Source organism: Streptomyces sp. LUP30 (assembly GCF_001746365.1).
Taxonomy (GTDB): Bacteria; Actinomycetota; Actinomycetes; order Streptomycetales; family Streptomycetaceae; genus Streptomyces.
In genome coordinates, this window is sequence record NZ_MJAJ01000080.1 from 1 (window position 1) to 26,309 (window position 26,309).

Genomic DNA, 26,309 nt, shown 5'->3' on the forward strand with positions numbered 1-26,309 from the left:
GCCAGCGTTCGTCCTGAGCCAGGATCAAACTCTCCGTGAATGTTTTCCCGTAATCGGGATCGCACACACGAGAGCGGAACAGCCAGGCGGAATAAGCCCGGCCGTTCACAGCGTCCTCGCTGTGTTTACTTCAAAGGAACCTCATCCTCGGCTTTCACGGCCGGGGACGGGGTATCAACATATCTGGCGTTGATTTTTGGCACGCTGTTGAGTTCTCAAGGAACGGACGCTTCCTTTGTACTCACCCGARCTTCTCGGGCTTTCCTCCGGGCGCTTCCCTTCGGTCTTGCGTTTCCGACTCTATCAGATCTTTTTCTCGATCCGATTTCCTCGGTGCTTTCCAGGTTCCCGCTTTTGTTTCGCGGTTTCCCTTTCCGGCGGTTCCGACTTTATCAGAAGTTCTGAGTCGGTTTTCCCGGCCCCTCCTGGGATCGTCCCGACGCTGAAGGCGTCGTGGCGTTCCCGCTCGGGCGGAGCCGTAAACGTACTGGAGCGGGGCTGCCCGATGCAAATCGGGGAGCCCCGCTCCGGGTTCACGCGTACGGCGGGCCGTGCGTGGGTCAGACCTCGACCACGACGGGGAGGATCATCGGCCTGCGGCGATACGTGTCGGAGACCCACTTGCCGAGTGTGCGGCGGATGAGCTGCTGCAGCTGATGGGGCTCCACGACGCCGTCCTGGGCCGAGCGTTCCAGGACCTCGGCGATTTTCGGGGCGACGGCCGAGAAGGCCGAGTCCTCGATGCCCGAGCCACGGGCCTGGATGTGGGGGCCGCCCGTGATCTTGCCGGTGGACGAGTCCACGACGACGAAGACCGAGATGATGCCCTCGTCCCCGAGGATCTTCCGGTCCTTGAGAGCCGGCTCACCCACGTCGCCGACCGAGAGGCCGTCGACGTAGACGTAGCCCGCCTGGACCTTGCCCGAGATCTTGGCCTTGCCCTCGACGAGGTCGACGACCACGCCGTCCTCCGCGATGACGATGCGGTCGTGCGGGACGCCGGTCAGGGCTCCCAGCTCGGCGTTGGCCCGCAGGTGACGCCACTCGCCGTGGACCGGCATGAGGTTCTTGGGGCGGCAGATGTTGTAGAAGTACAGGAGCTCGCCCGCGGACGCGTGGCCCGAGACGTGCACCTTGGCGTTGCCCTTGTGGACGACGTTCGCCCCCCAGCGGGTCAGGCCGTTGATCACGCGGTAGACCGCGTTCTCGTTGCCGGGGATGAGCGAGGAGGCCAGGATCACCGTGTCGCCGGGGACGATGCGGATCTGGTGGTCGCGGTTGGCCATGCGGGACAGCGCCGCCATCGGTTCGCCCTGGGACCCCGTGCAGACCAGGACCACCTCGTGGTCGGGGAGGTCGTCGAGCGTCTTGACGTCCACGACCAGGCCCGGCGGGACCTTCAGATAGCCGAGGTCGCGGGCGATGCCCATGTTGCGGACCATCGAGCGGCCCACGAAGGCGACCCTGCGGCCGTACTCGTGCGCGGTGTCGAGGATCTGCTGGATGCGGTGGACGTGGCTGGCGAAGCTGGCCACGATGATCCGCTTGCGGGCGTTGCCGAAGACCGTGCGCAGGACGTTGGAGATGTCCCGCTCGGGCGGCACGAAGCCCGGTACCTCGGCGTTCGTCGAGTCGGAGAGGAGGAGGTCGATGCCCTCTTCACTCAGACGTGCGAACGCGTGCAGGTCGGTGAGACGGCCGTCCAGCGGAAGCTGGTCCATCTTGAAGTCGCCCGTGTGGACCACCATGCCGGCCGGCGTGCGGATGGCGACCGCCAGCGCGTCCGGGATGGAGTGGTTGACGGCGATGAACTCGCAGTCGAACGGGCCGATGCGCTCCCGGTGCCCCTCCGCCACCTCGAGGGTGTAGGGGCGGATCCGGTGCTCCTGGAGCTTGGCCTCGATCAGCGCCAGGGTCAGCTTGGAGCCGATCAGCGGGATGTCCGGCTTCTCCCGGAGGAGATAGGGGACGGCGCCGATGTGGTCCTCGTGACCATGGGTGAGGACGATGCCCTCGATGTCGTCGAGGCGGTTCCTGATGGACGTGAAGTCCGGCAGGATCAGGTCGATTCCGGGCTGCTCCTCCTCGGGGAAGAGCACTCCGCAGTCGACGATCAACAGGCGGCCGCCGTACTCGAAGACCGTCATGTTCCGGCCGATCTCACCGAGACCGCCGAGCGGGGTGACCCGCAGGCCGCCCTCCGGCAGTGGCGGGGGCGGGGCGAGTTGCGGATGCGGATGACTCAAAAGACTCTCCTCAAACACGCGCGCCACGTACCGGTGGGCACGTGGCGCGCATGACGTTCGTGCAGAAGCAGTTGTCGTTGTGGATCGCAGGCACCGGTGGCCTGCCTATTCAGTTGTGAAGTCTGTTGTCAGAGCTGTACCCCGCCCGCGGCAAGATCGATCTTGAGCTGCTCGATCTCTTCGGGCGAGCACTCGACCATGGGCGAGCGCAGGGGTCCGGCGGGCAGACCCTGGAGCGCGAGCGCCGCCTTGGTCGTCATGACGCCCTGGGTGCGGAACATGCCGGTGTAGACGGGCAGCAGCTTCTGGTGGATCTCGGTGGCCTTCTGCACGTCGCCGGCGGTGAACGCCTCGACGAGGGCGCGCAGGTCCGGGGTGACCACGTGGCCGACCACCGAGACGAAGCCGACCGCGCCCACGGAGAGCAGCGGCAGGTTCAGCATGTCGTCGCCGGAGTACCAGGCGAGGCCGGAGCGCGCGATGGCCCAGCTCGCGCGGCCCAGGTCGCCCTTGGCGTCCTTGTTGGCGACGATCCGCGGGTGCTCGGCCAGGCGGACCAGCGTCTCGGTGCTGATCGGGACGCCGCTGCGGCCGGGGATGTCGTAGAGCATGGCCGGCAGTCCGGTGGCGTCCGCGACGGTGGTGAAATGCCGGTACAGGCCCTCCTGCGGGGGCTTGTTGTAGTACGGGGTGACGACCAACAGACCGTGTGCGCCCGTCTTCTCCGCCGTCCGCGCCAGCTCGACGCTGTGGCGGGTGTCGTTGGTGCCGACTCCCGCGACGACGTGGGCGCGGTCTCCGACGGCCTCCAGGACGGCTCGTACCAGGTCCGATTTCTCCGCGTCACTGGTGGTGGGGGACTCACCGGTGGTGCCGTTGACGATCAGGCCGTCGTTGCCTGCGTCCACCAGGTGGGTGGCGAGCCGCTGTGCGCCGTCGAGGTCGAGTGCGCCGTCCGCCGTGAAGGGCGTGACCATGGCGGTGAGGACCCGCCCGAAGGGGGTCTGCGGAGTGGAGGTCGGAGCCATGGGTAACACGCTACTCGTTGCTCACGGTGGGGTCTGCCCACGGGGGGTGCGGAAAGTCATGACAAAAGAGGAGCCCGGCACTGCCTGCTCGGGGGTTCAAGCAGTGCCGGGTCCGTTTGATCAGGCTAGATGAACTTCGCTAAATGCCGCAATACGGACACTTCGCACGGATGATCCGCACATACGTCTCCGTGACCGGGTTCCTTACGGGGCTACGCGGCCGTTGGCGTTGAAGGCGGCGTAGGTGAGGGGCATGAGCTTGGCCCACTCGGCCTCCATCTTCTCGCCCACCATCTCGATCTCCCGCTGCGGGAACGAGGGGACCTTCGCCAGCTCGTGCTGGGTGCGCAGACCGAGGAAGTGCATCAGCGAGCGCGCGTTGCAGGTGGCGTACATCGAGGAGAAGAGCCCCACGGGCAGGACCGCACGGGCGACCTCGCGTGCCACGCCGGCGGCGAGCATCTCCTGGTAGGCCTCGTAGGCCTGGAGGTACGACTGCTCCATGGTGTGGTTGACGAGCTTCTGCTGCTCCGGCGTGCCCTCGACGAAGACGTACTTGCCGGGACGGCCCTGCTGGACGAGTTTGCGGGACTCGCCGGGGACGTAGAAGACGGGCTGGAGCTCCCGGTAGCGGCCCGACTCCTCGTTGTACGACCAGCCCACGCGGTGCCGCATGAACTCGCGGAACACGAAGATCGGGGCGCTGATGAAGAAGGTCATCGAGTTGTGCTCGAAGGGGCTGCCGTGCCGGTCCCGCATCAGGTAGTTGATCAGCCCCTTGGAGCGTTCGGGGTCCTTGCCCAGTTCGTCCAGGGACTGTTCGCCGACGGTCGAGACGCGGGCGGCGAAGAGCACGTCCGCGTCGGACGCGGTGTGCTTGACCAGTTCGACGGTGACGTCGCTGCGGAAGCCGGGCTTGAGGTCGTCGGCGGGGCTGTCGGTCACGGTGCGGGGGTCCTTCCATCGCGTCTTCGGAGCGGCGACAACTCTACGGGGGCCGCCGGGCCGGGCTTCCGTCGGCGTGCCGCGAGATTCGCGCGGGACGTCTGCTGATATTGGGCACGTTTTCGGGCACTCGCTCGTCTGAACCAGTGACGAGGTCATCTCGGCAACGTCCACGCGACTTCTCTCAGGAGGACGTACCCACCATGTTCCGCCGGCGCGAGCCCGTACCCTTCGCCTTCCTCGCCGAGGCCGACAGGTTCCGTAGCAATGTCACTCCCCCGCCCCCCGAACGGTCCTCGGTGAGCCAGATAGCCGGGCGTTGGCTGCTGGGGCTCACGATCGTGGCCGCGCTGGTGGGCTCGCTGGTCATCGGGATGCCGGCGCTGAGTCAGAACCAGCCCGCGCAGGGACCGCAGTCCCAGGCGTCCCAGGGGCGCTGAGCACCACGCCGACGCCATCCGGCCCCCGAAGGTGGTGAGCCGGGACACAGCCGGATAGCCTCACCGGGCACAGCCCACGCATGGACGAGTGAGGACCAGCCGTGCCCCTGCCCTTCCTGACGGCCGACCGCGCATTCGAGGCGGCGGACGACGTCGCATTGCCCTTCGATGATCGCGACCGCTGGCGGCGCCCCTACCGGCCCGGGCCCTGGCGGGTCGGTGCGGCCGCGCTCGCGCTGTTGCTCGCCTCGTACGTGCTGTTCGCGGCCGTCATCATCGCGCTCACCGGATCGGTGTCCGAGGCGGGCACCGTCTTCGGCTGCTCGTTGGCCGTGATCGGCGCCGCCCTGCGACTGCTGCGGGTGGGCGTGTGGGTGAGCGACCGCGGACTGCGCCATGTGAGTTTCCTCCGCACACGCACGCTGCCGTGGGAGCGGGTCCTGGCGGTGCGGACCGTCCAGCAGCCGGTGCGCTGGCTCGGACTGCCGCGGACGGTCCAGGGCGAAGCGCTGACCGTCGTCCGGCGGGAGCGGCCCGCCGAGGCGGCTCCGCTGCTGACCACGCACGGGGCGGACTTCCTGGCGCGTCCCGAGGCGTTCGACCGGGCGGCCGACGCCGTCGAGGCGTGGGCGTCGGAGAACCGGCGCGGCTGAGTCCGCGCACGCGTGGACAGGGAGGGGGCCGGTCCGCGACACTGCGGACCGGCCCCCTCCCTGTACACGCGGTTCGGCCGGCTTTCCGGACGGGTGGATCAGGCGGTCCGGACCGGCTTGCCGTCGTGGAGGGCTATCGCCCGCTGCATCGCCTTGCGGGCCCGGGGGGTGTCGCGGGCGTCGTGGTAGGCGACGGCGAGACGGAACCAGGTGCGCCAGTCCCCGGGTGCGTCCTCGGCCTCGGCCTTGCGCCTGGCGAAGACCTCGTCGGCCGAGTCGCGGTCGACGCGGCCGCCGGGGGTGCGCCTCAGTTCGTCGACGGGCAGGCCGCCCTCGGCGTCGAGTTCGGCGGCGAGGGCGTTGGCCCGGCGGACGAACTGGGTGTTCTTCCACAGGAACCAGACGCCGATGACCGGCAGGATCAGCACCGCCACGCCGAAGGTGACGGTCAGGAGCGTGCCGGACTGGATGAGCATGACGCCGCGGCTGCCGACCAGGACGAAGTAGAAGACCAGGACGGCGGCCGTGATGACGTAGGAGATCTTCGCGCGCATGACGTCGGGGGCTCAGTTCAGGTCGAGGAAGTGTTCCAGGCCGAAGGTGAGGCCCGGCGTCGACACCACCCTGCGGGCGCCCAGCAGGATGCCCGGCATGAAGCTGCTGTGGTGGAGGGAGTCGTGGCGGACGGTGAGGGTCTCGCCCTCGCCGCCCAGCAGGACCTCCTGGTGGGCCAGCAGGCCGCGCAGCCGGACGGCGTGCACGGGGATCCCGTCCACGTTCGCGCCGCGCGCCCCGTCCAGGCCCGTCTCGGTGGCGTCCGGCGCCGGAGCGGTGCCCGCGTTGCGGCGGGCCTCGGCGATGAGCTGGGCGGTGCGCGTGGCGGTGCCGGACGGGGCGTCCACCTTCTTCGGGTGGTGCAGCTCGACGACCTCGACGGACTCGAAGTAGGGCGCGGCGATCTGCGCGAACTTCATGGTGAGGACGGCCCCGATGGAGAAGTTGGGGGCGATGAGCACGCCCGTCTCCGGGGACGCGGTCAGCCAGCCGTTCAGCTGTGCCAGGCGTTCGTCGGTCCAGCCGGTGGTGCCGACCACGGCGTGGACGCCGTGCCCGACGCAGAACTCGAGGTTGTCCATGACCGAGGCCGGGGTGGTCAGCTCGACGGCGACCTGGGCGCCGGTCTCCGTCAGCGTCTCCAGCTTGTCGCCGCGGCCGAGGGCGGCCACCAGTTCCATGTCCTCGGCGGCCTCGACCGCCCGTACCGCCTCGGAGCCGATCCGGCCGTTGGCGCCGAGGACGGCCACGCGCAGCTTGCTCATCTCTGTGCTTCCTTACCGAAGATGCTTGCCGAAGGTGTGGGTGCCTTCCGGAGACCGGACGGCGTCAGGCGACCGCGTCGTGGAGCCGGGCGGCCTGCTTGTCCTTGAGCGGGCCGATGACCGACAGCGACGGTCGTCGTCCCAGGATGTCGCGGGCCACCGAACGGACGTCGTCCGGGGTCACGGCAGCTATCCGGGCGAGCATGTCGTCGACCGACATCTGCTCGCCCCAGCACAGCTCGCTCTTGCCGATGCGGTTCATGAGCGCGCCGGTGTCCTCCAGGCCGAGGACCGTGGAGCCCTTCACCTGGCCGATGGCGCGGTCGATCTCGTCGTCGGACAGGCCGTGTTCGGCGACCTGGTCGAGTTCGTCGCGGCAGATCTTCAGCACGTCGTGCACCTGCGAGGGCCTGCAGCCCGCGTACACGCCGAAGAGACCGCAGTCGGCGAAGCCCGAGGTGTACGAGTACACGCTGTAGGCCAGACCGCGCTTCTCGCGGACCTCCTGGAAGAGCCGGGAGGACATGCCGCCGCCCAGGGCCGTGTTCAGCACGCCGAGCGCCCAGCGGCGGTCGTCCGTGCGGGCCAGCCCGGGCATGCCCAGGACGACGTGCGCCTGTTCCGTCTTGCGGCCGATCAGCTCGACGCGGCCCGAGGTGCGGATCGCCCGTCGGCCGTCGCGCGGGGCGATGGGTGCGGCGTCGGCGCTCCTGAAGGCGCCCGCCTTCTCGAAGGCCGCGCGGACCTGGCGTACGACCTTGTTGTGGTCGATGTTGCCCGCGGCCGCCACCACCAGATGGGTGGGGTCGTAGTGCTTCTTGTAGAAGCGGCGGATGCGGTCGGCGGTGAGGGCGTTGACCGTGTCGACGGTGCCGAGGACCGGGCGGCCGAGGGCGGTGTCCCCGAACATGGTCTGCGCGAACAGGTCGTGCACGCAGTCGCCGGGGTCGTCGTCGGTCATGGCGATCTCTTCGAGGATCGCGCCGCGCTCGACGTCGACGTCCTCCTCGCGGATCAGGGAGCCCGTCAGCATGTCGCAGACGACGTCGATGGCGAGCGGCAGATCGGTGTCGAGCACGCGCGCGTAGTAGCACGTGTACTCCTTCGCCGTGAACGCGTTCATCTCGCCGCCGACCGCGTCTAGGGCGGAGGAGATGTCCAGCGCGGACCTGCGGTTCGTCCCCTTGAAGAGGAGGTGCTCCAGGTAGTGCGTGGCGCCGTTCAGGGAGGGCGTCTCGTCGCGGGAGCCGACGTGCGCCCAGATGCCGAAGGTGGCGGAGCGGACCGAGGGGAGGGTCTCGGTGACGATGCGCAGGCCGCCCGGAAGGGTGGTCTTGCGGACGACGCCGATGCCGGCCGTGCCCTTGATCAGGGTTTGGGTACGGGCGACGGCCCGCGCCTCCGAAGAGGTGCGGGCCGTCGCCTGGGAGCTACTCGACGTCACTTGTCGGAGTCGTCCTTCGTGTCCTCAGCAGCTTCCTCGCCCTCGATCACGGGGATCAGGGAGAGCTTGCCGCGCGAGTCGATCTCGGCGATCTCGACCTGGACCTTGGAGCCCACACCGAGCACGTCCTCGACGTTCTCCACGCGCTTGCCGCCGGCGAGCTTACGGATCTGCGAGATGTGCAGCAGACCGTCCTTGCCCGGGAGCAGCGACACGAACGCACCGAAGGTGGTGGTCTTGACGACCGTACCCAGGTAGCGCTCGCCGACCTCCGGCATGGTCGGGTTGGCGATGCCGTTGATCGTGGCGCGGGCGGCCTCGGCCTGCGAGCCGACCTGCGCACCGATGTAGATGGTGCCGTCGTCCTCGATCGTGATCTCGGCGCCGGTGTCCTCCTGGATCTGGTTGATCATCTTGCCCTTCGGGCCGATGACCTCACCGATCTTGTCCACGGGGATCTTGACGGTGATGATCCGCGGGGCGTTGGGGGACATCTCGTCCGGCGTGTCGATCGCTTCCATCATCACGTCGAGGATGTGGAGGCGGGCGTCGCGGGCCTGCTTGAGGGCCGCGGCCAGGACGGAGGCCGGGATGCCGTCCAGCTTGGTGTCGAGCTGGAGGGCGGTGACGAACTCCTTGGTGCCGGCGACCTTGAAGTCCATGTCGCCGAAGGCGTCCTCCGCACCGAGGATGTCGGTGAGGGCGACGTAGTGCGTCTCGCCGTTGATCTCCTGGGAGATCAGGCCCATGGCGATACCGGCGACGGGGGCCTTGAGCGGCACACCGGCGTTCAGCAGCGACATGGTGGAGGCGCAGACCGAGCCCATCGACGTCGAGCCGTTGGAGCCGAGGGCCTCGGACACCTGACGGATCGCGTAGGGGAACTCCTCGCGCGTCGGCAGGACCGGCACGATGGCGCGCTCGGCGAGGGCGCCGTGGCCGATCTCGCGGCGCTTCGGGGAGCCGACGCGGCCGGTCTCGCCGACGGAGTACGGCGGGAAGTTGTAGTTGTGCATGTAGCGCTTGCGGGTCACCGGGGAAAGGGTGTCCAGCTGCTGCTCCATGCGGAGCATGTTGAGGGTGGTGACGCCCAGGATCTGGGTCTCGCCACGCTCGAACAGCGCCGAGCCGTGCACGCGCGGGATGGCCTCGACCTCGGCGGCGAGCGTACGGATGTCCGTGACGCCACGGCCGTCGATGCGCTTCTTCTCCTTGATCACGCGCTCGCGGACCAGCTGCTTGGTGAGCGAGCGGTACGCGGCGGAGATCTCCTTCTCGCGGCCCTCGAACTCCGGCAGGAGCTTCTCGGCGGCGAGCGCCTTGACGCGGTCCAGCTCGGCCTCGCGGTCCTGCTTGCCCGCGATGGTCAGCGCGGAGGCGAGCTCCGGGCGGACGGCGGCGGACAGCGCCTCCAGGATGTCGTCCTGGTAGTCGAGGAAGACCGGGAACTCGCCGGTCGGCTTGGCGGCCTTCGCGGCGAGGTCGGCCTGGGCCTTGCAGAGCACCTTGATGAAGGGCTTCGCGGCGTCCAGACCGGAGGCGACGACCTCCTCGGTCGGCGCCTCGGCGCCGCCCGCGACGAGCTGGATGGTCTTCTCGGTGGCCTCGGCCTCGACCATCATGATCGCGACGTCGCCGTCCTCCAGGACGCGACCGGCGACGACCATGTCGAAGACGGCGTCCTCGAGCTCGGTGTGCGTCGGGAACGCGACCCACTGGCCGTTGATCAGCGCGACGCGGACGCCGCCGATCGGACCGGAGAAGGGCAGGCCGGCCAGCTGCGTGGACGCGGAGGCGGCGTTGATCGCCACGACGTCGTACAGGTGGTCGGGGTTGAGCGCCATGATCGTGGCGACGACCTGGATCTCGTTGCGCAGGCCCTTCTTGAAGGACGGGCGCAGCGGGCGGTCGATCAGCCGGCAGGTGAGGATGGCGTCCTCGGAGGGACGGCCCTCACGGCGGAAGAAGCTGCCGGGGATCTTGCCGGCGGCGTACATCCGCTCCTCGACGTCCACCGTGAGGGGGAAGAAGTCGAGCTGGTCCTTGGGGTTCTTGGAGGCGGTGGTGGCCGACAGCACCATGGTGTCGTCGTCCAGGTACGCCACGGCGGAGCCGGCGGCCTGCTTGGCCAGGCGGCCCGTCTCGAAGCGGATGGTGCGGGTGCCGAAGGAGCCGTTGTCGATGACGGCCTCGGCGTAGTGGGTCTCGTTCTCCACTAGCGAATTCTCCTCGTCTTCGTCCCTCAGCTGCCCGTGTGGCAGGGGGACGGTTGCGGAGAAGCGCTCCGTTCGGTGCGGGCCGGTCTTCGATCGAAGCACCCGGGGTTCTCTGTCCCGGGGGCCACTACCGAGGACCGGCGGCGGTGCGGTGCGCTTCTCCTCGTTCGGTGTGCGTGATGACGTTCACCCGCAGCGAGTGCACGTCATCACGCTGTGTCGTACGTCGTGCGTTGTGCTACCACACTACAAAGCGTGGGTGACACTCCGCACGTTTCCGCGACCTGCAGGGCGTACGACGGGCCCTGCCGCGGTGCGTGTCGCTCCGGGGAGCGCGAGCCGTGCACAGCAGACGCACGCTGTGTACAGCAAAAGGGAGCGGTCCCGATGCTGCCGGGAACCGCTCCCCTCACGGCGTCCTACTTGGCGCCCGCCGCGCCGCGGCGGATGCCCAGGCGGTCGACCAGCGCACGGAAGCGCTGGATGTCCTTCTTGGCGAGGTACTGCAGCAGGCGGCGACGCTGACCGACCAGGATCAGCAGACCACGACGGGAGTGGTGGTCGTGCTTGTGCGTCTTGAGGTGCTCGGTCAGGTCCGAGATCCGGCGCGACAGCATGGCGACCTGGACCTCGGGGGAGCCGGTGTCGCCCTCCTTCTGGCCGAACTCGGTGATGATCTGCTTCTTCGTAGCGGCGTCGAGCGGCACGCGTACTCCTCGTAGTCTTTTCAGGCCACCGAGTGCCCCCGGTCTGTGTCTCGGGGGAGCTTCCGATACTCGGGAGGCGGGGATCCGCTGAGCGCGACCTCCAGAACCTTCGGGCGTTGCCTGAGGGTGCTTCCGGGGGTGCGTACACAAACGGCCGAGAGCCAGGGTATCAGGCCGGTGCGCCGGGCTTGTCCGGGATGGGCGGCGGGCGGGCGGACCGCGTCCGGCGCACCGCGTCCGGCGGTGCGGGGCTGCGCGGGGCGCCCGGGTGAGGGGCGGCGGTCCGGCGGGGCGGTACGCGGTGCCTCACGCCGTCCGGCGGGTGGGGGCAGTGTACGGGCCGCGATGCCGGGCCGGAACGTAAAGGAGGAACCTCTGAGCTGGGAGAACTGGGGCAAGTAGGGTTACTCCACAGCTCGTTGGCACAGCGGGAACAGAGGGAAAGGGTCGGAGCCGATCATGGCCGATGACATGGCCGATGCCGAGCAGGCCGAGAACGCCGAGAGCAGGGCCGTGCGGGCGCGCAAGGACCGGGAGCGGGACGAGCTCTACGCGCTCGACATCTCCGGCGTCGAGTGGCAGTGCGCGCCGGGCACGGAACAGCACGAGGAACGCGTCGAGATCGCGTATCTGCCCGAGGGCGCGGTGGCGATGCGGTCGTCCCTCGACCCGGAGACGGTGCTGCGCTACACCGAGGCGGAATGGCGGGCCTTCGTGCTGGGCGCCCGCGACGGCGAGTTCGACCTGGAGCCGACGCCGGGCGACGGAGGCTGAGGGCGGAGCGATCGGGGGCTGAGGGCGGAGCGATCGGGGTCGGGCGACGGGGAGGGGCGGGCCAGCCGGGGTCGGCTTCCCCGTCGTCTCCTCGAGAACCGGGGCCCGGCCGGTGAGGGAGCGGGCGGCTGTCAGGGCCCCGACCGCCGCCCGGCACAGCGCCACCCGTCGTGGACGGCGGGTGGCAGCGACTTCGCGAACGGGCGCGGAGCGGGCGCCTCGCCGTCGACGACGCGCTCGTCCGCGGGGGTGTGAGCGTCGTCGAGGACCCGGGGCGTCGCGGCACACCAGGTGGTATTCCGCCGCGCCGGCGGCCTCGGGGCGCGCAATTGCGTGGTGCGGACGGCCGATCACCTGTCGAGCGGGCTGACCGGCCCGGGTTCAGGGCGACCGCACCGAACGAGGTGGGGGTTCGTCTCCGCGCTCCCCCACCTCCGCGTGCGCCGAACCACTGGTGACGGCGGAGGGCCGGGCGCACCGGCGGGCCGGGAGCGGCGTACCGAGGAGTCCGTCCGGAGCCGGCGCTGCGACAACCGCAGGCACACCAGGTACGGGATCCGCCGTCGGCGGACTCGGTGGGCGCAGGGTGCCGTCACGGCCGCGATTCCTCGCGCCGGTCGCCGTTGTATCGGCGCTCGCCACCGCTTTCAGCCCGACGCTCGCGCGAGGAGCGCGACGAGGTCTCGCTCAGCGGTCATCTGCGGGTGACCGGGCACGGCGCCGACGAACTGACGGCGGCGTGGAGCGCGTTGGAAGCCGCCGCCCGGCACGCGGGCGCCGGGCTCGCCCGGCTCGACCGCGAACCGGCGCCCGGGACGCTCGCCATCCTGCCTCTCGGAGGTGCGCGATGACGGTCCCGACGTCACGGGCGACCCCGGGTCCCGGCGCGCGGAACGGCTCGGACGAGGCGCCGGTTCCGTCCGGCCGTGGGGCGCACGTGCTGCTGCCCAGCGGCTTCGGTCTCCCCGGCCCGCGCAACGGGCGCACGTGCTGAGCAACGAGGAGGTGGAGACGCGCTCGCCCTGCCGACGGGACGTCCGCAGGCCTGGGTGCGGATCGTGCACGCGATGGGCGGCGGGCACAACGCGCCGCGCGGACGCGTCACCTCCGGGCCCTGGCGGACCGCGCTGACGCCGTTGCCGTGTCTCCGTCCCGTCGCCCCGCGGCTGATCCGACAGGCCCGGCTGGTCGGCGTGCAGCGGATCCCGCCGGGCGAAGCGGCGGAGCCGGCCCGCGCGTTGACACCGCCCAGGCGGGACGCGGAGGCGCTTCCCACGCCCGCGTCAACGGCGCTTCGGGTTCCCTCTCCCGCCCCTCGTGCGGCACTTACGGCCTTTCGGCCGTTTTGATGAGTGGCGTGAAGAACAGGAGCCCCTTCCTCGTGGAGTCACCGACGTGGTAGCGGAGTCACCGACGTGATGGACTGGTGCCGAGGGGCGGGCGGGCCTGCCTGCGCCGGGGGCCCGATGATTAGGCTGGTGCGGGGGCGCGGTACCGAAAACCGTGGGACGGGTGTCCACGCCTCTGGGGGAGGGCCGGCGCATCGGACGACCTCAGACCGCCTCGCATCACTTCGGACGACGAGAAAACACGGTCGCCCCGCCACGGCATGAGGGTGCTCGACCACATCAGGAGGAATTGTGAGCAGCGATCGGGACGGGAACCGCGGGGGCTGGGCCACACCCGGCGATGACCAGCCCGACGCGGAGTCCTCCGTCGAGGCGACGGGCGAGTTCACCATCGACTACGCGCCGCCGGCTTGGTACACGCAGAACGCGGGCGGGGGTTCGGCGGGCGGTGCGACGGCGCCTCCGGACACGAACCCGGGCGCGGCGGTTCCCGGTGGGCCGGCCGAACCCCCGGCCGGACCTGTATCCGGGTCTCCGGCGCCTGTCGGACCGCCGGCGGTGCCCGGTGCGCCCGGCGTGCCGTTCACTCCGGCAGCTCCGCAGGCCCCCTTCGCGCCGGAGACGCCTGGCGCTCCGCCCGTGCCGCCCGCGCCTGTCCTTCCGGCGCCCGCCGCTTCGACGCCCGCTGCCCCGGCTGCCGTTGCTCCGGAGCCCCCTGTCCCGGCGCCCCCTGTTCCGGTTCCGGGCGTGCCGCTGACGCCGCCCGGTCAGACGCCCGAGGCGCCGTTCGCCCCGCCCGCGGCCCCGGTGTCGTCCGCCCCGCAGCCGGACGCCGTGCCCGGGGTTCCGGCGGACAGCGGGTTCGAGCTCCAGCGGCCGGTGGCCCCGGCCGCCGCCCCGACGCCCGCGCCCGGACCCGGGCCCGTGACGCCTCCGGCCGCCCAGGTCGCGCAGCCGGCCGAGGAGGACGGCGACTCCGGGAACGGCGATCTCGAGAGCGGCGCCACGATGCGTTTCTCGGCGATCGCCCTCAAGCGGGAGATCGCTGAGAACGCCGCCGCGGCGGAGTCCGTGAGCCCGCCGCAGCAAGCCGCCGCCGAGGTGCGCGAGGGTGACGGCACCCACGCCACGGCCGAAGGTTTCCCGGACGAGGGGCAGAGCCCGGCGGACGGTTCGCAGTCCGCCGACGGTCCTGCCCGCGACGAGGCGGAGCCCGCCCTCGCGGAGCCGGAGCCGACCGGAGCCGACGAGCCCCGGAGCGCCGCTGACGGTGCCGGCGACGGCGCCGGGAGCGACGTCGCCGAGGCCGGGTCCGCTCGCCCCGAGGACCCGGCTGCCCCGGCAGCCGAGGCTGCGGCCGGCCCGGCGTCCGAGGAGTCTCCCGTGGTCGGGGACGCGGTCCCCGGGCACGCCGCCGCCGAGGCGCCGTCGGACGCCACTCCCCCGCACACCCCGGAGGCCCCGCACGCCCCGGAGCCCCCGCACCATCAGCAGCCCCACGAACCCCACGAGTTCCGGGAGCCGCAGGACAGCGCGCCCCAGGACCCTCCGCCCACCGGTCCGCCCGTCTGGACGCCCCCTCCCGTCCCGCAGGGCGGCCTGCCTCCGCTGCCGCCGTCGTACCAGCCCGCCGCTCCGGCTCCGGCAGCGCAGTGGCCCGCCCAGCCGCAGCCGGCCGACGCCGCGGCTCCCGCCCCCACGCCCGCACCGCAGCCCCCGGTCGAGCCGCACGCGGCTCCGTCGGCCACGGCCGGCTGGAACCCGCCGGGCCCGCAGCCCGCTCCGGGCACACCGCAGCCCGGCTATGGCTTCCCGCAGGCCCCGCCTCCCGCCCCGGCAGCCCAGCAGTCCCCCGCGCCTCAGCCGGGCTACGGCTTCCCCCAGCCCGGCGAGGCTCCGGCGCCCACGCCTCCGTCCGCACCCGGCGGTTACGGCTTCCCCCAGCAGAACGCCGGCCCGGACGCGCCGCACACCCCGCCCGGCTACGGCTTCCCCCAGCCGCCCGCGCCGCAGCCCCAGGCCCAGGCCCAGGCGGCTCCGCAGCCGCACCCCGGTTTCCCGCAGCCCGGTGTCCAGCCCGGGATTCCGCAGCAGCCGGACGGATCCTTCCCGGCAGCCGCTCCTCAGGGCTTCCCGCAGGGGGCCGCACACGGCGCGGCTCCGCAGAACCACCCGCAGGGTTTCCCCGGACAGGCCCCGCAGCCGGCGCCGTACGCACCTCAGGCGCCCGCACCCGCTCCCGGCCCGGGCCCTGACGCGTCGTCGCAGATCCACCAGGCGGCCCCGCAGATTCCCGAGCAGCCCATCGACCCCCGGTCCGGGGCCGCTTGGCCGCAGCCGATCCAGCACGACCACCGGCAGCCGGTCAATCCCGGTGCCGCGCCGCTGGGTTACACGGCCGCCGTGGAGCTGTCGTCGGACCGGCTGCTCAACAACAGGAAGCAGAAGGCGAAGAGCGGCCGGCCGACCGCCGCGTCCTCCCGCTTCAAGCTCGGCGGGAAGAAGGAGGAGGCCGAGCGGCAGCGCAAGCTGGAGCTGATCCGCACGCCGGTGCTGTCGTGCTACCGGATCGCGGTCATCAGCCTCAAGGGCGGTGTGGGCAAGACGACGACCACCACCGCCCTCGGGTCGACGCTGGCCACGGAACGGCAGGACAAGATCCTCGCCATCGACGCCAACCCGGACGCCGGCACGCTCGGCCGACGGGTGCGCCGCGAGACCGGGGCGACGATCCGGGACCTCGTCCAGGCGATCCCGTACCTCAACTCGTACATGGACATCCGGCGGTTCACCTCCCAGGCGCCGTCGGGTCTGGAGATCATCGCCAACGACGTCGACCCGGCCGTCTCGACGACCTTCAACGACGAGGACTACCGGCGCGCGATCGACGTGCTCGGCAACCAGTACCCGATCATCCTCACCGACTCCGGCACCGGTCTGCTCTACAGCGCCATGCGCGGGGTGCTCGACCTCGCCGACCAGCTCATCATCATCTCCACGCCGTCCGTGGACGGCGCGAGCAGCGCCAGCACCACGCTCGACTGGCTGTCCGCGCACGGGTACGCCGAGCTGGTCTCGCGGTCCCTCACCGTCATCTCCGGGGTGCGCGAGACCGGCAAGACGATCAAGGTGGACGACATCGTGGCGCACTTCGAGACCCGTTGCCGCGGCGTCGTCGTCGTGCCGTTCGACGAGCACCTGGCGGCAGGCGCCGAGGTGGACCTCGACATGATGCGGCCCAAGGTGCGCGAGGCGTACTTCAATCTCACGGCTCTGGTCGCGGAGGACTTCATCCGTCATCAGCAGCGCCAGGGGCTGTGGACCAGCGACGGCAACCCGCCTCCGGTGGCCGCCCCGCCGATGCCGGGTCAGCAGATGCCGGGCCAGCCGATGCCCGGGCAGCAGGGGCCGGGACAGCCGTATCCGCCGCAGGCCGGCCAGCCGTACCCGCAGGCTCCCCAGCCCGGGCCGGGACAGTCGTATCCCCCGCAGGGCCAGCCGTACCCGCAACAGCAGCCGCAGCCTCAGCAACCGCACCCGGGGTACCCCCCGCCCGGCTACGGCTATCCGCAGCACCCGCAGCAGCCTCAGCACCCCCAGGCGCCGCAGCCCGGACAGCAGCCTCCGCAGCAGTGAAGAACGCCGAAGGGCGGCCGGTGTCCTGGGACACCGGCCGCCCTTCGGCCGTTCACTGTCGGACCCGCGGTGCGACTACCGCTGCGCCGCCACCAGTTCCCGGCAGCGCTTCACGTCCAGCGCCATCTGCTCCAACAGGCCTTCCAGCGAGTCGAACCTGGCCTGGCCGCGTACGAAGGCCAGGAAGTCGACGGCGACGTGCAGGCCGTACAGGTCGAGGCCGACGCGGTCGATGGCGTACGCCTCCACCGTGCGCTCCGTGCCGTCGAACTGCGGGTTCGTGCCGACGGAGATCGCGGCCGGCATCGCCTCGCCGGCCGCGTGCAGCCAGCCCGCGTAGACGCCGTCCGCCGGGATCGCGGTGTGCGGGAGCGTCTCGACGTTCGCGGTGGGGAAGCCGAGTTCGCGGCCCCGCTGGGCCCCGCGCACCACGACGCCCTCGACCCGGTGCGGGCGGCCGAGGATCTCACCGGCGCCCGCGAGATCGCCCTCGGCGACCAGTCGCCGGGTCAGCGTCGAGGAGAACGGCTGACCGCCGCCCGCCTCACCGCACAGCACCAGGTCGACGATCTCGACGTCGAAGTCGTAGATCTTGCCCTGCTCGGTGAGGAAGTCCACGTTCCCCGCGGCCTTGTGGCCGAAGCGGAAGTTGGGACCCTCGACGACCGCCTTGGCGTGCAGCCTGTCGACGAGGACCTTCACCACGAAGTCGGCGGGCGAGAGCTTGGAGAACTCCGTCGTGAAGGGCAGGATCAGGACCGCGTCGACCCCCAGTTCCGCCATCAGTTCGGCGCGGCGGTGGTGCGGGGCGAGCAGCGGCGGGTGGCTGCCGGGGCGGACGACCTCGCTGGGGTGCGGGTCGAAGGTGACGACGACCACGGGAACGTCCAGCTCACGGGCGCGGTCCACGGCATGCCGGATGATCAGCTGGTGCCCGCGGTGGACCCCGTCGTAGGACCCGATGGTGACGACGCTGCGTCCCCAGTCCTCGGGGATGTCCTCCAAGCCACGCCAGCGCTGCACTGTGACCGCTCCTCGAACCCGTGTCCGTATCCACTGTTGTCTCTTACGCAGGTCTAAGGGTGCCATGCCGGGCGCTTCGGGCCTGCATCGGCATGGAGGCTGTGACCCGGCCCACTGAGCCGGCCCGCAGGAGACGGGCAAGAGGCCCGCAGGGGACCGGCCGAAGACCGCCGGGGACCGGTGAGTCCTGGCACCGGTGCGCGTCATGCGGGCACGCGGGCTCCCGCCAGGTTCTCGAGGGTCCGGCGGGCACTGGGTCCGACCACCGCGGCCCACTCCCCCGGCGCACGGGCGAGCCAGTCCACCACCTGGGCGGCGAACCCCGGCACATGACGCCCGAGGTCGACCAGCCCGTGGTCGAAGCGGGTCGCGCCGTCCGGTGTGCGGACGAGGAGGAGGCCCGTGCGGTGGACGAGGGCGCGCAGGTCCGCGCCGCTGTGCCCGGCGGCTGCGTAGAGGACGGCGGCCAGGACGGCCGGGGCGCGTTCGTGCGCGAGGAGGTGGTCCAGGAGCTCGCGTCGCAGGGGGGCGGACCGTGGAGCGCCGGGAGCGGCCAGCACGCCGGCCAGGACGGCCCGCGCCTGCTCGGGGCAGTCGCCGTCCAACAGGCCCCTGACCAGCGGGAGGAGGGCGGCGCGCGCGGTGGGCCCGTCGTCGAGGCGACGGCCGACGGACGCGGCCAGACGCCCGGCGCTCTGCGGCCGCCGTTCCACCGCCTCCCGAAGGAGCGCGGCGATCCGGTGGGCGAGGGCAGGGGTGGCGGCTTCCACGAGGGCGTGCAGGACCCCGCCCGTGTCCGCCCGCCCCGTGTCCGGCCGGTCCCCGTCCATCCGGCCCCCGTCCATGAGGCCTCCGCCCATCCGGTCTCCGTCCGCCCGACCCCCGTCCGTCCGGCCCGGTGGCGTCCGGTCGGGGGCGTGCAGCCGGGTCCGGAAGGCGTCCAGGACCGGTTCGGGGTGGGTGCTCAGGGCGGTGAGCAGGGCGTCCGGGGGCAGCTGCCGGTCGCCCGCCGCGAAGCGCTCCAGGGCCTGCGCGAGGTGGCGGGGGCGGGTCTCGGGGTCACGGACGAGGAGGGCGAGCGCGCCGCCGTGCAGGGTGCGGTCGGCCGGGCGGGCGAGCACGTCGTGGGCCGCGTGGCGCAGCAGCAGCCGGTCGGGATCCGTCCGCACGTGCGGCGCGGCGCGCAGCCCGTGCGTCACCGCCGCCGCCCGCCGGGCGGGCCGTCGGTCGTGCGCCCACCGGTCGACGGCCCGGCACAGCGCGGACGGTTCCTCCTCCGCCAGGACCGCGAGCAGTTCGTCGGCGCGCGGGTGACCGCAGTCGACGAGGGCCTCGATGAGGTCGTCGGGCGCGCGGTGGCGGTGGGTGTGCAGCAGTGCCTGCGCCGCCGTCGCCACCGTCGCGTGCGGGGTCGCGGGCAGCGGCCGCTCGTCGTCGAACCAGTGCGTGAGGTACGGCTGTACGGCGCGGGGGTCGGCGGCGAGGATCCCTGCGACGGCGTCGAGGTAGCGGGGGGCGTCCGCCTCGTGCGGGGCGCCGTCGGCGACGACCAGGCGGCGCAGCAGGTCGAGCCGGGCGTCGGGCGGCAGGGCGAGCCGCGTCCAGAAGGCGGGTCCGAGGTCCGTGAAGCGGCCGGCGTCCGCGGCGCCGGCGCCGATCCGGTCCGCGATCAGGCGCAGCACGGCCGTGTAGGGCGTCGCGTCCGGGACGCGCAGCAGGGTCTCGGTGAGCAGCCGGGCGGCCCACCACGAGTCCGGGTCGGCTTCCAGGGCGTGCGTCAACTCGCGCAGCTGGGCGGCGAGTCGGTGCGGGCCCTGCTGGCGGGCGAGGAGCAGCAGGGCCTGGACGACCGGGCCGATGCGATGGTGCGGGACGGGCAGCGGACGGCCGTCCTCGGGGGTGCCCGGTCGGTGGACGAGGGCGCGCAGGGCCTCGTCCAGGTCGAGGTGGGCGCCCTGGATCCAGTCGGCGAGTTCCTCGTGGGCGAAGCGGTAACCGCTGCCGGCCGGCACGAGGAGGCCCTCGGCGAGGACGGCGGACGCCCAGCCGACTCCGCCCCCGAGGCGGGCCGGCGCCGGCCCCCACGGGAAGACCGCCTCGAACGACTCCCGGTCCAGTCCGCCCTGGCCCGGCCCGAGACTGCGCCGGGCGGCTTCGTGCACCTGGCCGGAGACCTTCGCCGCGAGGCGTCGTACGGCGGCCCCGCGCAGTCCGTTCCCGGCCGCGAGACGGACCGCGATACGCAGGCACATCAGGTCGAGGTGGGCGGCGAGGACTTGGTCACGGTCGACCGGGGCCCGGTCGGGCGGGCCGGGGAGCGCGGCGCGGACCTCGCAGAGCAGGCGCAGCGTGAGCGGGTGCCGGTCGTCGGGGGAGGCGAGCGCGGTCTCGGGAAGGCAGTAGCGGGCGCGGGCCTCGCGCGCCTCCTCCGGGGTGAAGTCGCCCAGGCGGACGCAGGGCGGGAGCGGATCCCCGGCGGCCGCGGCTCCGTACAGCATGTCCGGCGGGAACTGCGCTCCGGCGTGCTCCCAGTACTCGCTCCGGCACGCCACCACGAGCCGCGCTCCCGTCTCCCGCAGCCACCGTGCCGTGCCCTCGGTCCACTCGGCGAGCCGGTGCGCGAGGACCGGGGGCATCTCCTCGGGTCCGTCCAGGAGGAGCAGCAGCGGGCGTCCGACGCTGCGGGCGAGCCGGGCGAGCCGCTCGGGGGTGACGTCACCGAGGTCGGGGCCGACGGCGCCGGCGGCCGGGAAGGGGGTCGCCGCTCGCCCAGGACGCGATGCCGCCACGATGCGGGCGGCCCTGGTCAGGGCGCGGCGGGCCGCGTCGGCGAGCGACTCGTCCTCGTCCTGCAGGTCGGCGCCGCGCAGCCAGAGGGTGGGAGAGGGCCGGGCGCCCCGGGTGCGGCGGGCGGCGAGGGCCGCGAGTTCCGTCGTACGGCCGCTGCCCGGCGCGCCGACCAGGCCGAGGACGGCCGCCGGGCTCGACGTGAACCGGGCGAACTCCCTGACGGGGAGCGCTCGTTCGACGGGTTCCGAGGCTGCGGTGCGGGATCCGGTCCCGGTGCGGCCGAGGGAGTGGTTCAGCGCGCCCGGCGGGCCGTCCGAGCCGACGGACGTGGCCGTGAGCTCCAGGACGGCCGCCAGGTTGAGGTCGGCGCCGTACGCGGGGACGGTGGCCGCGTTGCGGGCGAGCAGCTCGGCGAGGGGTCCCTCGGTCTGCGTCCCCGGTGTCCCCGGCGCCTCCGCCGTCTCCGCATCGCTGAAGGCTTCCGTCGGCCCGGCACTCCCGGTGGTCGCGGGTCGCACGGGCGTCCCCGGCGTCCCGACGCCGTCGGCCCGGGCAGGCTCCTCGGGCGGCGTGAGGGTCTCGCCCGGTGGCACGGAGAACTGTCCCGTCGCCCGGCCGTCGCCCGACACCGTGGTCCCCGTCGGGGAAGCGGTGGGCGCCCCGGCTCCGTCGTCGCCCCGCCGCTCGCCGACCGTGCGGGTGAGGGGGCGCAGCGGCACGGCGAAGCCGGTGTCCCGGTGACCGCTGTGGAGCGCGGTGCCGAGGACGGCGACGACCGCGCCGGTCCCGGCGTCGAGGACCGGCCCGCCGGCCGCTCCCCCGCCCGGCCGCAGCGCGTCCCGGCCCGCGGTGCCGATCGCCAGCTCCAGGACGCCGTCGAGGAGGTGGGAACGGTCGGTGGCCGTGTACGTCGCGCTCGTCTCGGCCAGCACCCGCGCCTCGCGCCAGCAGCCGGCGGCCAGCCGGACGTATCTGCCGGTCTCCACGCCCTCCCGCACGGTCACCGGCAGCGGCTCCGCGCCGAGCCCCTCGGTGCGCACGAGCGCCAGGTCGAGTTCGGGCAGCGGGGTGACCGCGTCGGCCGTCACCACGCAGCTGCGGTCGCCGGCGGCGTACAGCACGAACCGGGGCAGGCCGTCGACCGCCTCGTGGCTGGTGACGACCGTGCCGTGGTGATCGGCGACGAAGCCGGTGCCGCGCGGCCGGCCGGCGAGGTCGCGGATGCGCACGAGACAGGGGTCGGCGTCCGGGGCGGCGCGGTCGGCGTCCGCCGGACGGTCCTGCGGCGCGCTGCGCCCGCAGTCGTGCCACGGTGCCCGCGGGCCCCGTCCCGCCATCGTCGTACCTCCCGCCGCGCCCGCGTGTCCTGCGTCCGACGGTAGGGGCGAGATGATCAGCGGGACAGATCGCCGGGCGAAAGCGCCCCCCTGCACTCCCTCGGTTCACTTCGAGCGCCCGCCCGGACGGGTGAATGAAGGGGGGCCGTCGGACACACCCTAGGGGTGGGGGAACCGAGGGGGACCGTGGAGCGGCGGCGCAGCACCACCCCGTGTTCGCCGCTCCACGGGCCGGGCCGGGGAGTGCCTCAGCCGAGCACGGCCAGGCTCTTGGCCTTGCCCTTCTGCTCCTCCACCAGGGCCAGGAAGCGGCCCTCGGGGTCGAAGACGGCCACGGCGCCCGCGTCGGCGTACTCGTCCGGCATCTCCAGCCGCACGCCGTTGAGGAGCAGCCGGGCCCGCTTGGCGTCCACGTTCCAGCGGGGGAACGCGGCGGCGGCCGCGTCGGCGATCGGCATCACGCTCAGCTCCTGCTGGAGCTGGTCGAGCGTCTTCGCCGAGTCCAGCTTGTAGGGGCCGACGCGGGTGCGGCGCAGGGCGGTGAGGTGGCCGCCGACGCCGAGTCCGGCGCCCAGGTCGCGGGCGAGGGCCCGGATGTAGGTGCCGGAGGAGCAGACGACGGAGACGACCAGGTCCAGGACCGGGGTGCCGTCCTCGGCGACGGCGTCGCGGACGTCGTACACCGAGAAGGACGAGACGGTGACCGGGCGGGCCGGGATCTCGAAGTCCTCGCCGTCGCGGGCCCGTTTGTAGGAGCGCACCCCGTTGATCTTGATGGCGCTGACCTTGGACGGCACCTGCATGATGTGGCCGCTCAGCTCGGCGATGCCGGCGTCGATCGCCTCCCGGGTGACCTTCGAGGCGTCCGTGGAGCCCGTGATCTCGCCCTCGGCGTCGTCGGTCAGGGTCGTCTGGCCGAGCCGGATCGTGCCCAGGTACTCCTTCTCGGTGAGCGCGAGGTGCCCGAGGAGCTTGGTCGCCTTCTCGATGCCGAGGACGAGGACGCCCGTCGCCATCGGGTCCAGCGTGCCGGCGTGGCCGACGCGGCGGGTCCCCGCGATCCCCCGCATCTTGGCCACGACGTCGTGCGAAGTGAAGCCCGACGGCTTGTCGACGATGACAAGGCCGTCGGGCGGGGTCGGCTTGCGGTTCATCAGGCGGAGTCGTCCGTCTCGTCCTCGTCGCCGGGCTTCTTGTACGGGTCGGCTTCGCCCGCGTAGCCGGCGCCCGCGGACACCTCGCGGACCTTCTCGTCGGCGGCGCGCGCCTTGTCGAGGAGGTCGTCGATGGTGCGGGCGTTGTCGGGCAGGGCGTCGGCGACGAAGGCCAGCGTCGGCGTGAACTTCACGCCCGCCGCACGGCCCACCTCGGAGCGCAGGACGCCCTTGGCGCTCTCCAGGCCGGCGGCCGCGGCCGCCCGCTCCTCGTCGTCCCCGTACACGGTGTAGAAGACGGTCGCCTCCCTGAGGTCACCCGTGACCCGGGTGTCCGTGATGGTGACGTGGGAGCCGAGCCGCGGGTCCTTGATCCCGCGCTGCAGCTTCTGGGCCACCACCTGCTGGATGAGGTCCGCCAGCCTCTTGGCGCGCGCGTTGTCGGCCACTGGTCCGTCTCCCGTTCTTTCTTCTTCTTGCGTTTCGTGGTCGGTCGGTCAGTCGTCTTCGCCGTGGAAGCGGCGTCCGACCGACAGCAGCTCCACCTCGGGGCGCCCGGCGACCAGCCGTTCGCACCGGTCCAGTACATCGGTCAGGTGCTCCGCGTCACCCGAGACCACGGCGAGGCCGATCCTGGCCCTGCGGTGAAGGTCCTGGTCGCCCACCTCGGCCACGCTCACCGCGAACTTGCGCTGGAGCTCGGCGACGATGGGACGGACGACGGAGCGCTTCTCCTTCAGCGAATGTACGTCGCCGAGGAGGAGGTCGAAGGACAGAGTCCCCACGTACATGTGTATCCGGTTCACCCGCCGGTACGGGATCGATGGCCCTGCCGCCATGGGACAGGGACATCGAGAACGGTACAGCGTTCCCGGCGGCTGCTCGACGGGGTTTTCGCCCGCTCGTGCGTCCGCCGGACGCCGTACCGGCCGGCGGGGAACGATCCCCCGCCGGCCGGTACGGACCATGGGTGCTTACACCCGCGGCTTCTCCCGCATCTCGTACGTCGCGATGACGTCGTCGATCTTGATGTCGTTGAAGTTGCCGAGGTTGATACCGCCCTCGAACCCTTCGCGGATCTCGGTGACGTCGTCCTTGAAGCGACGCAGCCCGGAGATGGTGAGGCTCTCCGCGATGACCTTGCCGTCGCGGATGAGGCGCGCCTTGGTGTTGCGCTTGACCTCGCCCGAGCGGACCAGGACACCGGCGATGTTGCCCAGCTTGGACGACTTGAAGACCTCGCGGATCTCCGCCGTGCCGAGCTCGACCTCCTCGTACTCCGGCTTCAGCATGCCCTTCAGGGCCGCCTCGATCTCCTCGATGGCCTGGTAGATCACCGAGTAGTACCGGACGTCGACGCCCTCGCGCTCCGCCATCTGCGCGGCACGACCGGCCGCACGGACGTTGAAGCCGATGACGATGGCGTCGGAGCCGGTCGCCAGGTCGATGTCCGACTCGGTGACCGCACCCACACCGCGGTGCAGGACGCGGATGTCGACCTCTTCGCCGACGTCGAGCTGGAGCAGCGAGGACTCGAGAGCCTCCACCGAACCGGACGCGTCGCCCTTGATGATGAGGTTGAGTTCCTGCACCAGACCGGCCTTGAGCGCCTCGTCCAGGTTCTCCAGGGAGAACCGGACTCCACGCCGGGCGAAGTTGGCGTTGCGCTCACGCGCCGCGCGCTTCTCGGCGATCTGACGTGCCGTGCGGTCCTCGTCGACGACGAGGAAGTTGTCGCCGGCGCCCGGGACGTTGGTGAGACCCAGGACCAGGACGGGGGTCGACGGACCCGCTTCCTCGACGTTGTTGCCGTTGTCGTCGAGCATCGCCCGGACTCGGCCGTACGCGTCGCCGACCACCATCGTGTCGCCGATGCGCAGCGTGCCGCGCTGGACCAGGACCGTCGAGACGGCACCACGGCCGCGGTCGAGGTGGGACTCGATCGCGATGCCCTGCGCGTCCTGCTCCGGGTTGGCCCGCAGGTCGAGCGAGGCGTCCGCGGTCAGGACCACGGCCTCCAGCAGGCTCTCGATGTTGAGGCCCTGCTTGGCGGAGATGTCGACGAACATCGTGTCGCCGCCGTACTCCTCGGCCACCAGACCGAACTCGGTGAGCTGACCGCGCACCTTGGTCGGGTCCGCGCCCTCGACGTCGATCTTGTTGACCGCGACCACGATCGGCACGTCGGCCGCCTTGGCGTGGTTCAGCGCCTCGATCGTCTGGGGCATCACACCGTCGTTGGCCGCCACCACGAGGATCGCGATGTCGGTCGACTTGGCGCCACGGGCACGCATGGCGGTGAACGCCTCGTGACCCGGGGTGTCGATGAAGGTGATCCTGCGCTCTTCACCGTTGACCTCGGTGGCGACCTGGTACGCACCGATGTGCTGCGTGATGCCGCCGGCCTCGCCCGCGATGACGTTCGTCTTGCGGATGGTGTCGAGCAGTCGGGTCTTACCGTGGTCGACGTGACCCATGACGGTCACGACCGGCGGACGGACCACGAGGTCTTCCTCGTCGCCCTCGTCCTCGCCGAACTCGATGTCGAAGGACTCGAGCAGCTCGCGGTCCTCCTCCTCGGGGCTGACGATCTCGAGGACGAAGTTCATCTCGTCCGCGAGGAGCTTCAGCGTCTCGTCGGAGACGGACTGCGTGGCGGTGACCATCTCGCCGAGGTTCATCATCACGCCGACGAGCGACGCCGGGTTGGCGCCGATCTTCTCGGCGAAGTCGGTCAGGGACGCACCACGCGACAGGCGGACGGACTGTCCGTTGCCGCGCGGCAGCATCACGCCGCCGACCGACGGGGCCTGCATGGCCTCGTACTCCTGGCGCCTCTGCCGCTTCGACTTGCGACCGCGACGCGCGGGACCGCCGGGACGACCGAAGGCGCCCTGCGTGCCGCCACGGCCACCGGGACCGCCGGGACGACCGCCGAATCCGGGACGGCCACCTCCGCCGCCGCCGAAGCCGCCGCCACCACCGGGACCGCCGGGACGACCGGCGAAGCCGCCGCCGCCACCCGGGCGGGCGCCGCCGCCACCGGGACCGCCGGGACGCCCGGCGGCGCCGGCCACCCCTGGCCCCTCACGCGCCACGGACGATCATTGCGGTCATGCAGCGCCATACGCCCAAGCAGGGCGATGAGCGCCACCTTGACCCGGCCCGACCGTTCCCCGCTTCCCATTTGCAGCCGTCGCACGTCCCGTTCGACCTCCGCTCCTCCCGGTCGTGGGACCCGCACGGCT

At 72.0% G+C, this 26,309-nt stretch carries 19 protein-coding genes and 1 pseudogene; 6 read left to right on the forward strand and 14 right to left on the reverse strand.

Features of this window, described 5'->3' with window-relative positions:
• Positions 1-560: 560 nt before the first annotated feature.
• From BG482_RS37865 to thyX, 3 genes are all read right to left on the reverse strand, one after another.
• The gene (locus tag BG482_RS37865) at positions 561-2,246 is read right to left on the reverse strand and encodes a ribonuclease J (RefSeq protein ID WP_069773751.1); all 1,686 of its coding nucleotides are present in this window, start codon (positions 2,244-2,246) and stop codon (positions 561-563) included.
• 128 nt (positions 2,247-2,374) lie between these two features.
• Positions 2,375-3,274, reverse strand: coding sequence for a 4-hydroxy-tetrahydrodipicolinate synthase (dapA, locus tag BG482_RS37870; protein WP_069773752.1), 900 nt, complete (start codon positions 3,272-3,274; stop codon positions 2,375-2,377).
• A 204-nt stretch (positions 3,275-3,478) separates the two neighbouring features.
• On the reverse strand, positions 3,479-4,219 hold the full coding sequence (thyX, locus tag BG482_RS37875) for an FAD-dependent thymidylate synthase (protein WP_069773753.1): 741 nt from the start codon (positions 4,217-4,219) through the stop codon (positions 3,479-3,481).
• Between the two features lie 203 nt (positions 4,220-4,422).
• Here thyX and BG482_RS37880 point away from each other — a divergent pair, with 203 nt between their 5' ends.
• Together BG482_RS37880 and BG482_RS37885 are read left to right on the forward strand one after the other, a co-directional pair.
• The gene (locus tag BG482_RS37880; protein ID WP_069773754.1) at positions 4,423-4,659 is read left to right on the forward strand and encodes a hypothetical protein; all 237 of its coding nucleotides are present in this window, start codon (positions 4,423-4,425) and stop codon (positions 4,657-4,659) included.
• A 101-nt stretch (positions 4,660-4,760) separates the two neighbouring features.
• Positions 4,761-5,312, forward strand: coding sequence for a hypothetical protein (locus tag BG482_RS37885; RefSeq protein WP_069773755.1), 552 nt, complete (start codon positions 4,761-4,763; stop codon positions 5,310-5,312).
• A 98-nt stretch (positions 5,313-5,410) separates the two neighbouring features.
• On the opposite strand, the gene BG482_RS37890 is transcribed toward BG482_RS37885, so the two are convergent.
• The 5 genes from BG482_RS37890 to rpsO form a co-directional block, all read right to left on the reverse strand.
• A complete protein-coding gene (locus BG482_RS37890) occupies positions 5,411-5,866 on the reverse strand; it encodes a tetratricopeptide repeat protein (protein WP_069773756.1) in 456 nt (151 codons plus the stop codon).
• A 12-nt stretch (positions 5,867-5,878) separates the two neighbouring features.
• The gene (gene dapB, locus BG482_RS37895) at positions 5,879-6,631 is read right to left on the reverse strand and encodes a 4-hydroxy-tetrahydrodipicolinate reductase (RefSeq protein WP_069773757.1); all 753 of its coding nucleotides are present in this window, start codon (positions 6,629-6,631) and stop codon (positions 5,879-5,881) included.
• Between the two features lie 64 nt (positions 6,632-6,695).
• Positions 6,696-8,075, reverse strand: coding sequence for a pitrilysin family protein (locus BG482_RS37900; protein WP_069773758.1), 1,380 nt, complete (start codon positions 8,073-8,075; stop codon positions 6,696-6,698).
• Positions 8,072-10,291 carry a polyribonucleotide nucleotidyltransferase gene (locus tag BG482_RS37905; protein WP_069773759.1) on the reverse strand — a complete coding sequence of 740 codons (2,220 nt, stop codon included), beginning with the start codon at positions 10,289-10,291 and terminating at the stop codon, positions 8,072-8,074. The genes BG482_RS37900 and BG482_RS37905 overlap by 4 nt, the downstream gene beginning before the upstream one ends.
• 419 nt (positions 10,292-10,710) lie before the next feature.
• Positions 10,711-10,998 carry a 30S ribosomal protein S15 gene (rpsO, locus tag BG482_RS37910; RefSeq protein WP_003993372.1) on the reverse strand — a complete coding sequence of 96 codons (288 nt, stop codon included), beginning with the start codon at positions 10,996-10,998 and terminating at the stop codon, positions 10,711-10,713.
• 459 nt (positions 10,999-11,457) lie between these two features.
• Between rpsO and BG482_RS37915 the strand changes: the two genes are divergently transcribed.
• The 4 genes and pseudogenes from BG482_RS37915 to BG482_RS37920 all read left to right on the forward strand — a co-directional run bounded on the left by BG482_RS37915 (position 11,458) and on the right by BG482_RS37920 (position 16,757).
• Positions 11,458-11,772 carry a DUF397 domain-containing protein gene (locus tag BG482_RS37915; RefSeq protein ID WP_370745952.1) on the forward strand — a complete coding sequence of 105 codons (315 nt, stop codon included), beginning with the start codon at positions 11,458-11,460 and terminating at the stop codon, positions 11,770-11,772.
• A 704-nt stretch (positions 11,773-12,476) separates the two neighbouring features.
• Complete coding sequence (locus BG482_RS46325) at positions 12,477-12,623, forward strand: hypothetical protein (protein ID WP_176741566.1); 147 nt, start codon at positions 12,477-12,479, stop codon at positions 12,621-12,623.
• Between the two features lie 117 nt (positions 12,624-12,740).
• A pseudogene (locus BG482_RS45655) lies at positions 12,741-13,049 on the forward strand (hypothetical protein); the annotation flags it as partial.
• Between the two features lie 363 nt (positions 13,050-13,412).
• Complete coding sequence (locus tag BG482_RS37920; protein WP_069773760.1) at positions 13,413-16,757, forward strand: SCO5717 family growth-regulating ATPase; 3,345 nt, start codon at positions 13,413-13,415, stop codon at positions 16,755-16,757.
• 75 nt (positions 16,758-16,832) lie between these two features.
• Here BG482_RS37920 and BG482_RS37925 read toward each other — a convergent pair whose 3' ends face one another.
• The 6 genes from BG482_RS37925 to infB all read right to left on the reverse strand — a co-directional run bounded on the left by BG482_RS37925 (position 16,833) and on the right by infB (position 25,877).
• Entirely contained in the window at positions 16,833-17,780 is a 948-nt protein-coding gene (locus BG482_RS37925; RefSeq protein WP_069773761.1) for a bifunctional riboflavin kinase/FAD synthetase, read from the reverse strand.
• 203 nt (positions 17,781-17,983) lie between these two features.
• Complete coding sequence (locus tag BG482_RS37930; protein ID WP_069773762.1) at positions 17,984-21,907, reverse strand: trypsin-like peptidase domain-containing protein; 3,924 nt, start codon at positions 21,905-21,907, stop codon at positions 17,984-17,986.
• 248 nt (positions 21,908-22,155) lie between these two features.
• Positions 22,156-23,061: a tRNA pseudouridine(55) synthase TruB gene (gene truB, locus BG482_RS37935; protein WP_069773763.1), complete on the reverse strand. Its 906-nt coding sequence runs from the start codon at positions 23,059-23,061 to the stop codon at positions 22,156-22,158.
• Complete coding sequence (rbfA, locus tag BG482_RS37940) at positions 23,061-23,510, reverse strand: 30S ribosome-binding factor RbfA (protein ID WP_069773764.1); 450 nt, start codon at positions 23,508-23,510, stop codon at positions 23,061-23,063. The genes truB and rbfA overlap by 1 nt, the downstream gene beginning before the upstream one ends.
• Before the next feature lie 48 nt (positions 23,511-23,558).
• Positions 23,559-23,852 (reverse strand): DUF503 domain-containing protein, encoded by a 294-nt coding sequence (locus BG482_RS37945; RefSeq protein ID WP_069773765.1) that lies wholly within the window; start codon positions 23,850-23,852, stop codon positions 23,559-23,561.
• 183 nt (positions 23,853-24,035) lie between these two features.
• Positions 24,036-25,877, reverse strand: coding sequence for a translation initiation factor IF-2 (gene infB, locus BG482_RS37950; RefSeq protein WP_069773766.1), 1,842 nt, complete (start codon positions 25,875-25,877; stop codon positions 24,036-24,038).
• Positions 25,878-26,309 lie beyond the last annotated feature (432 nt).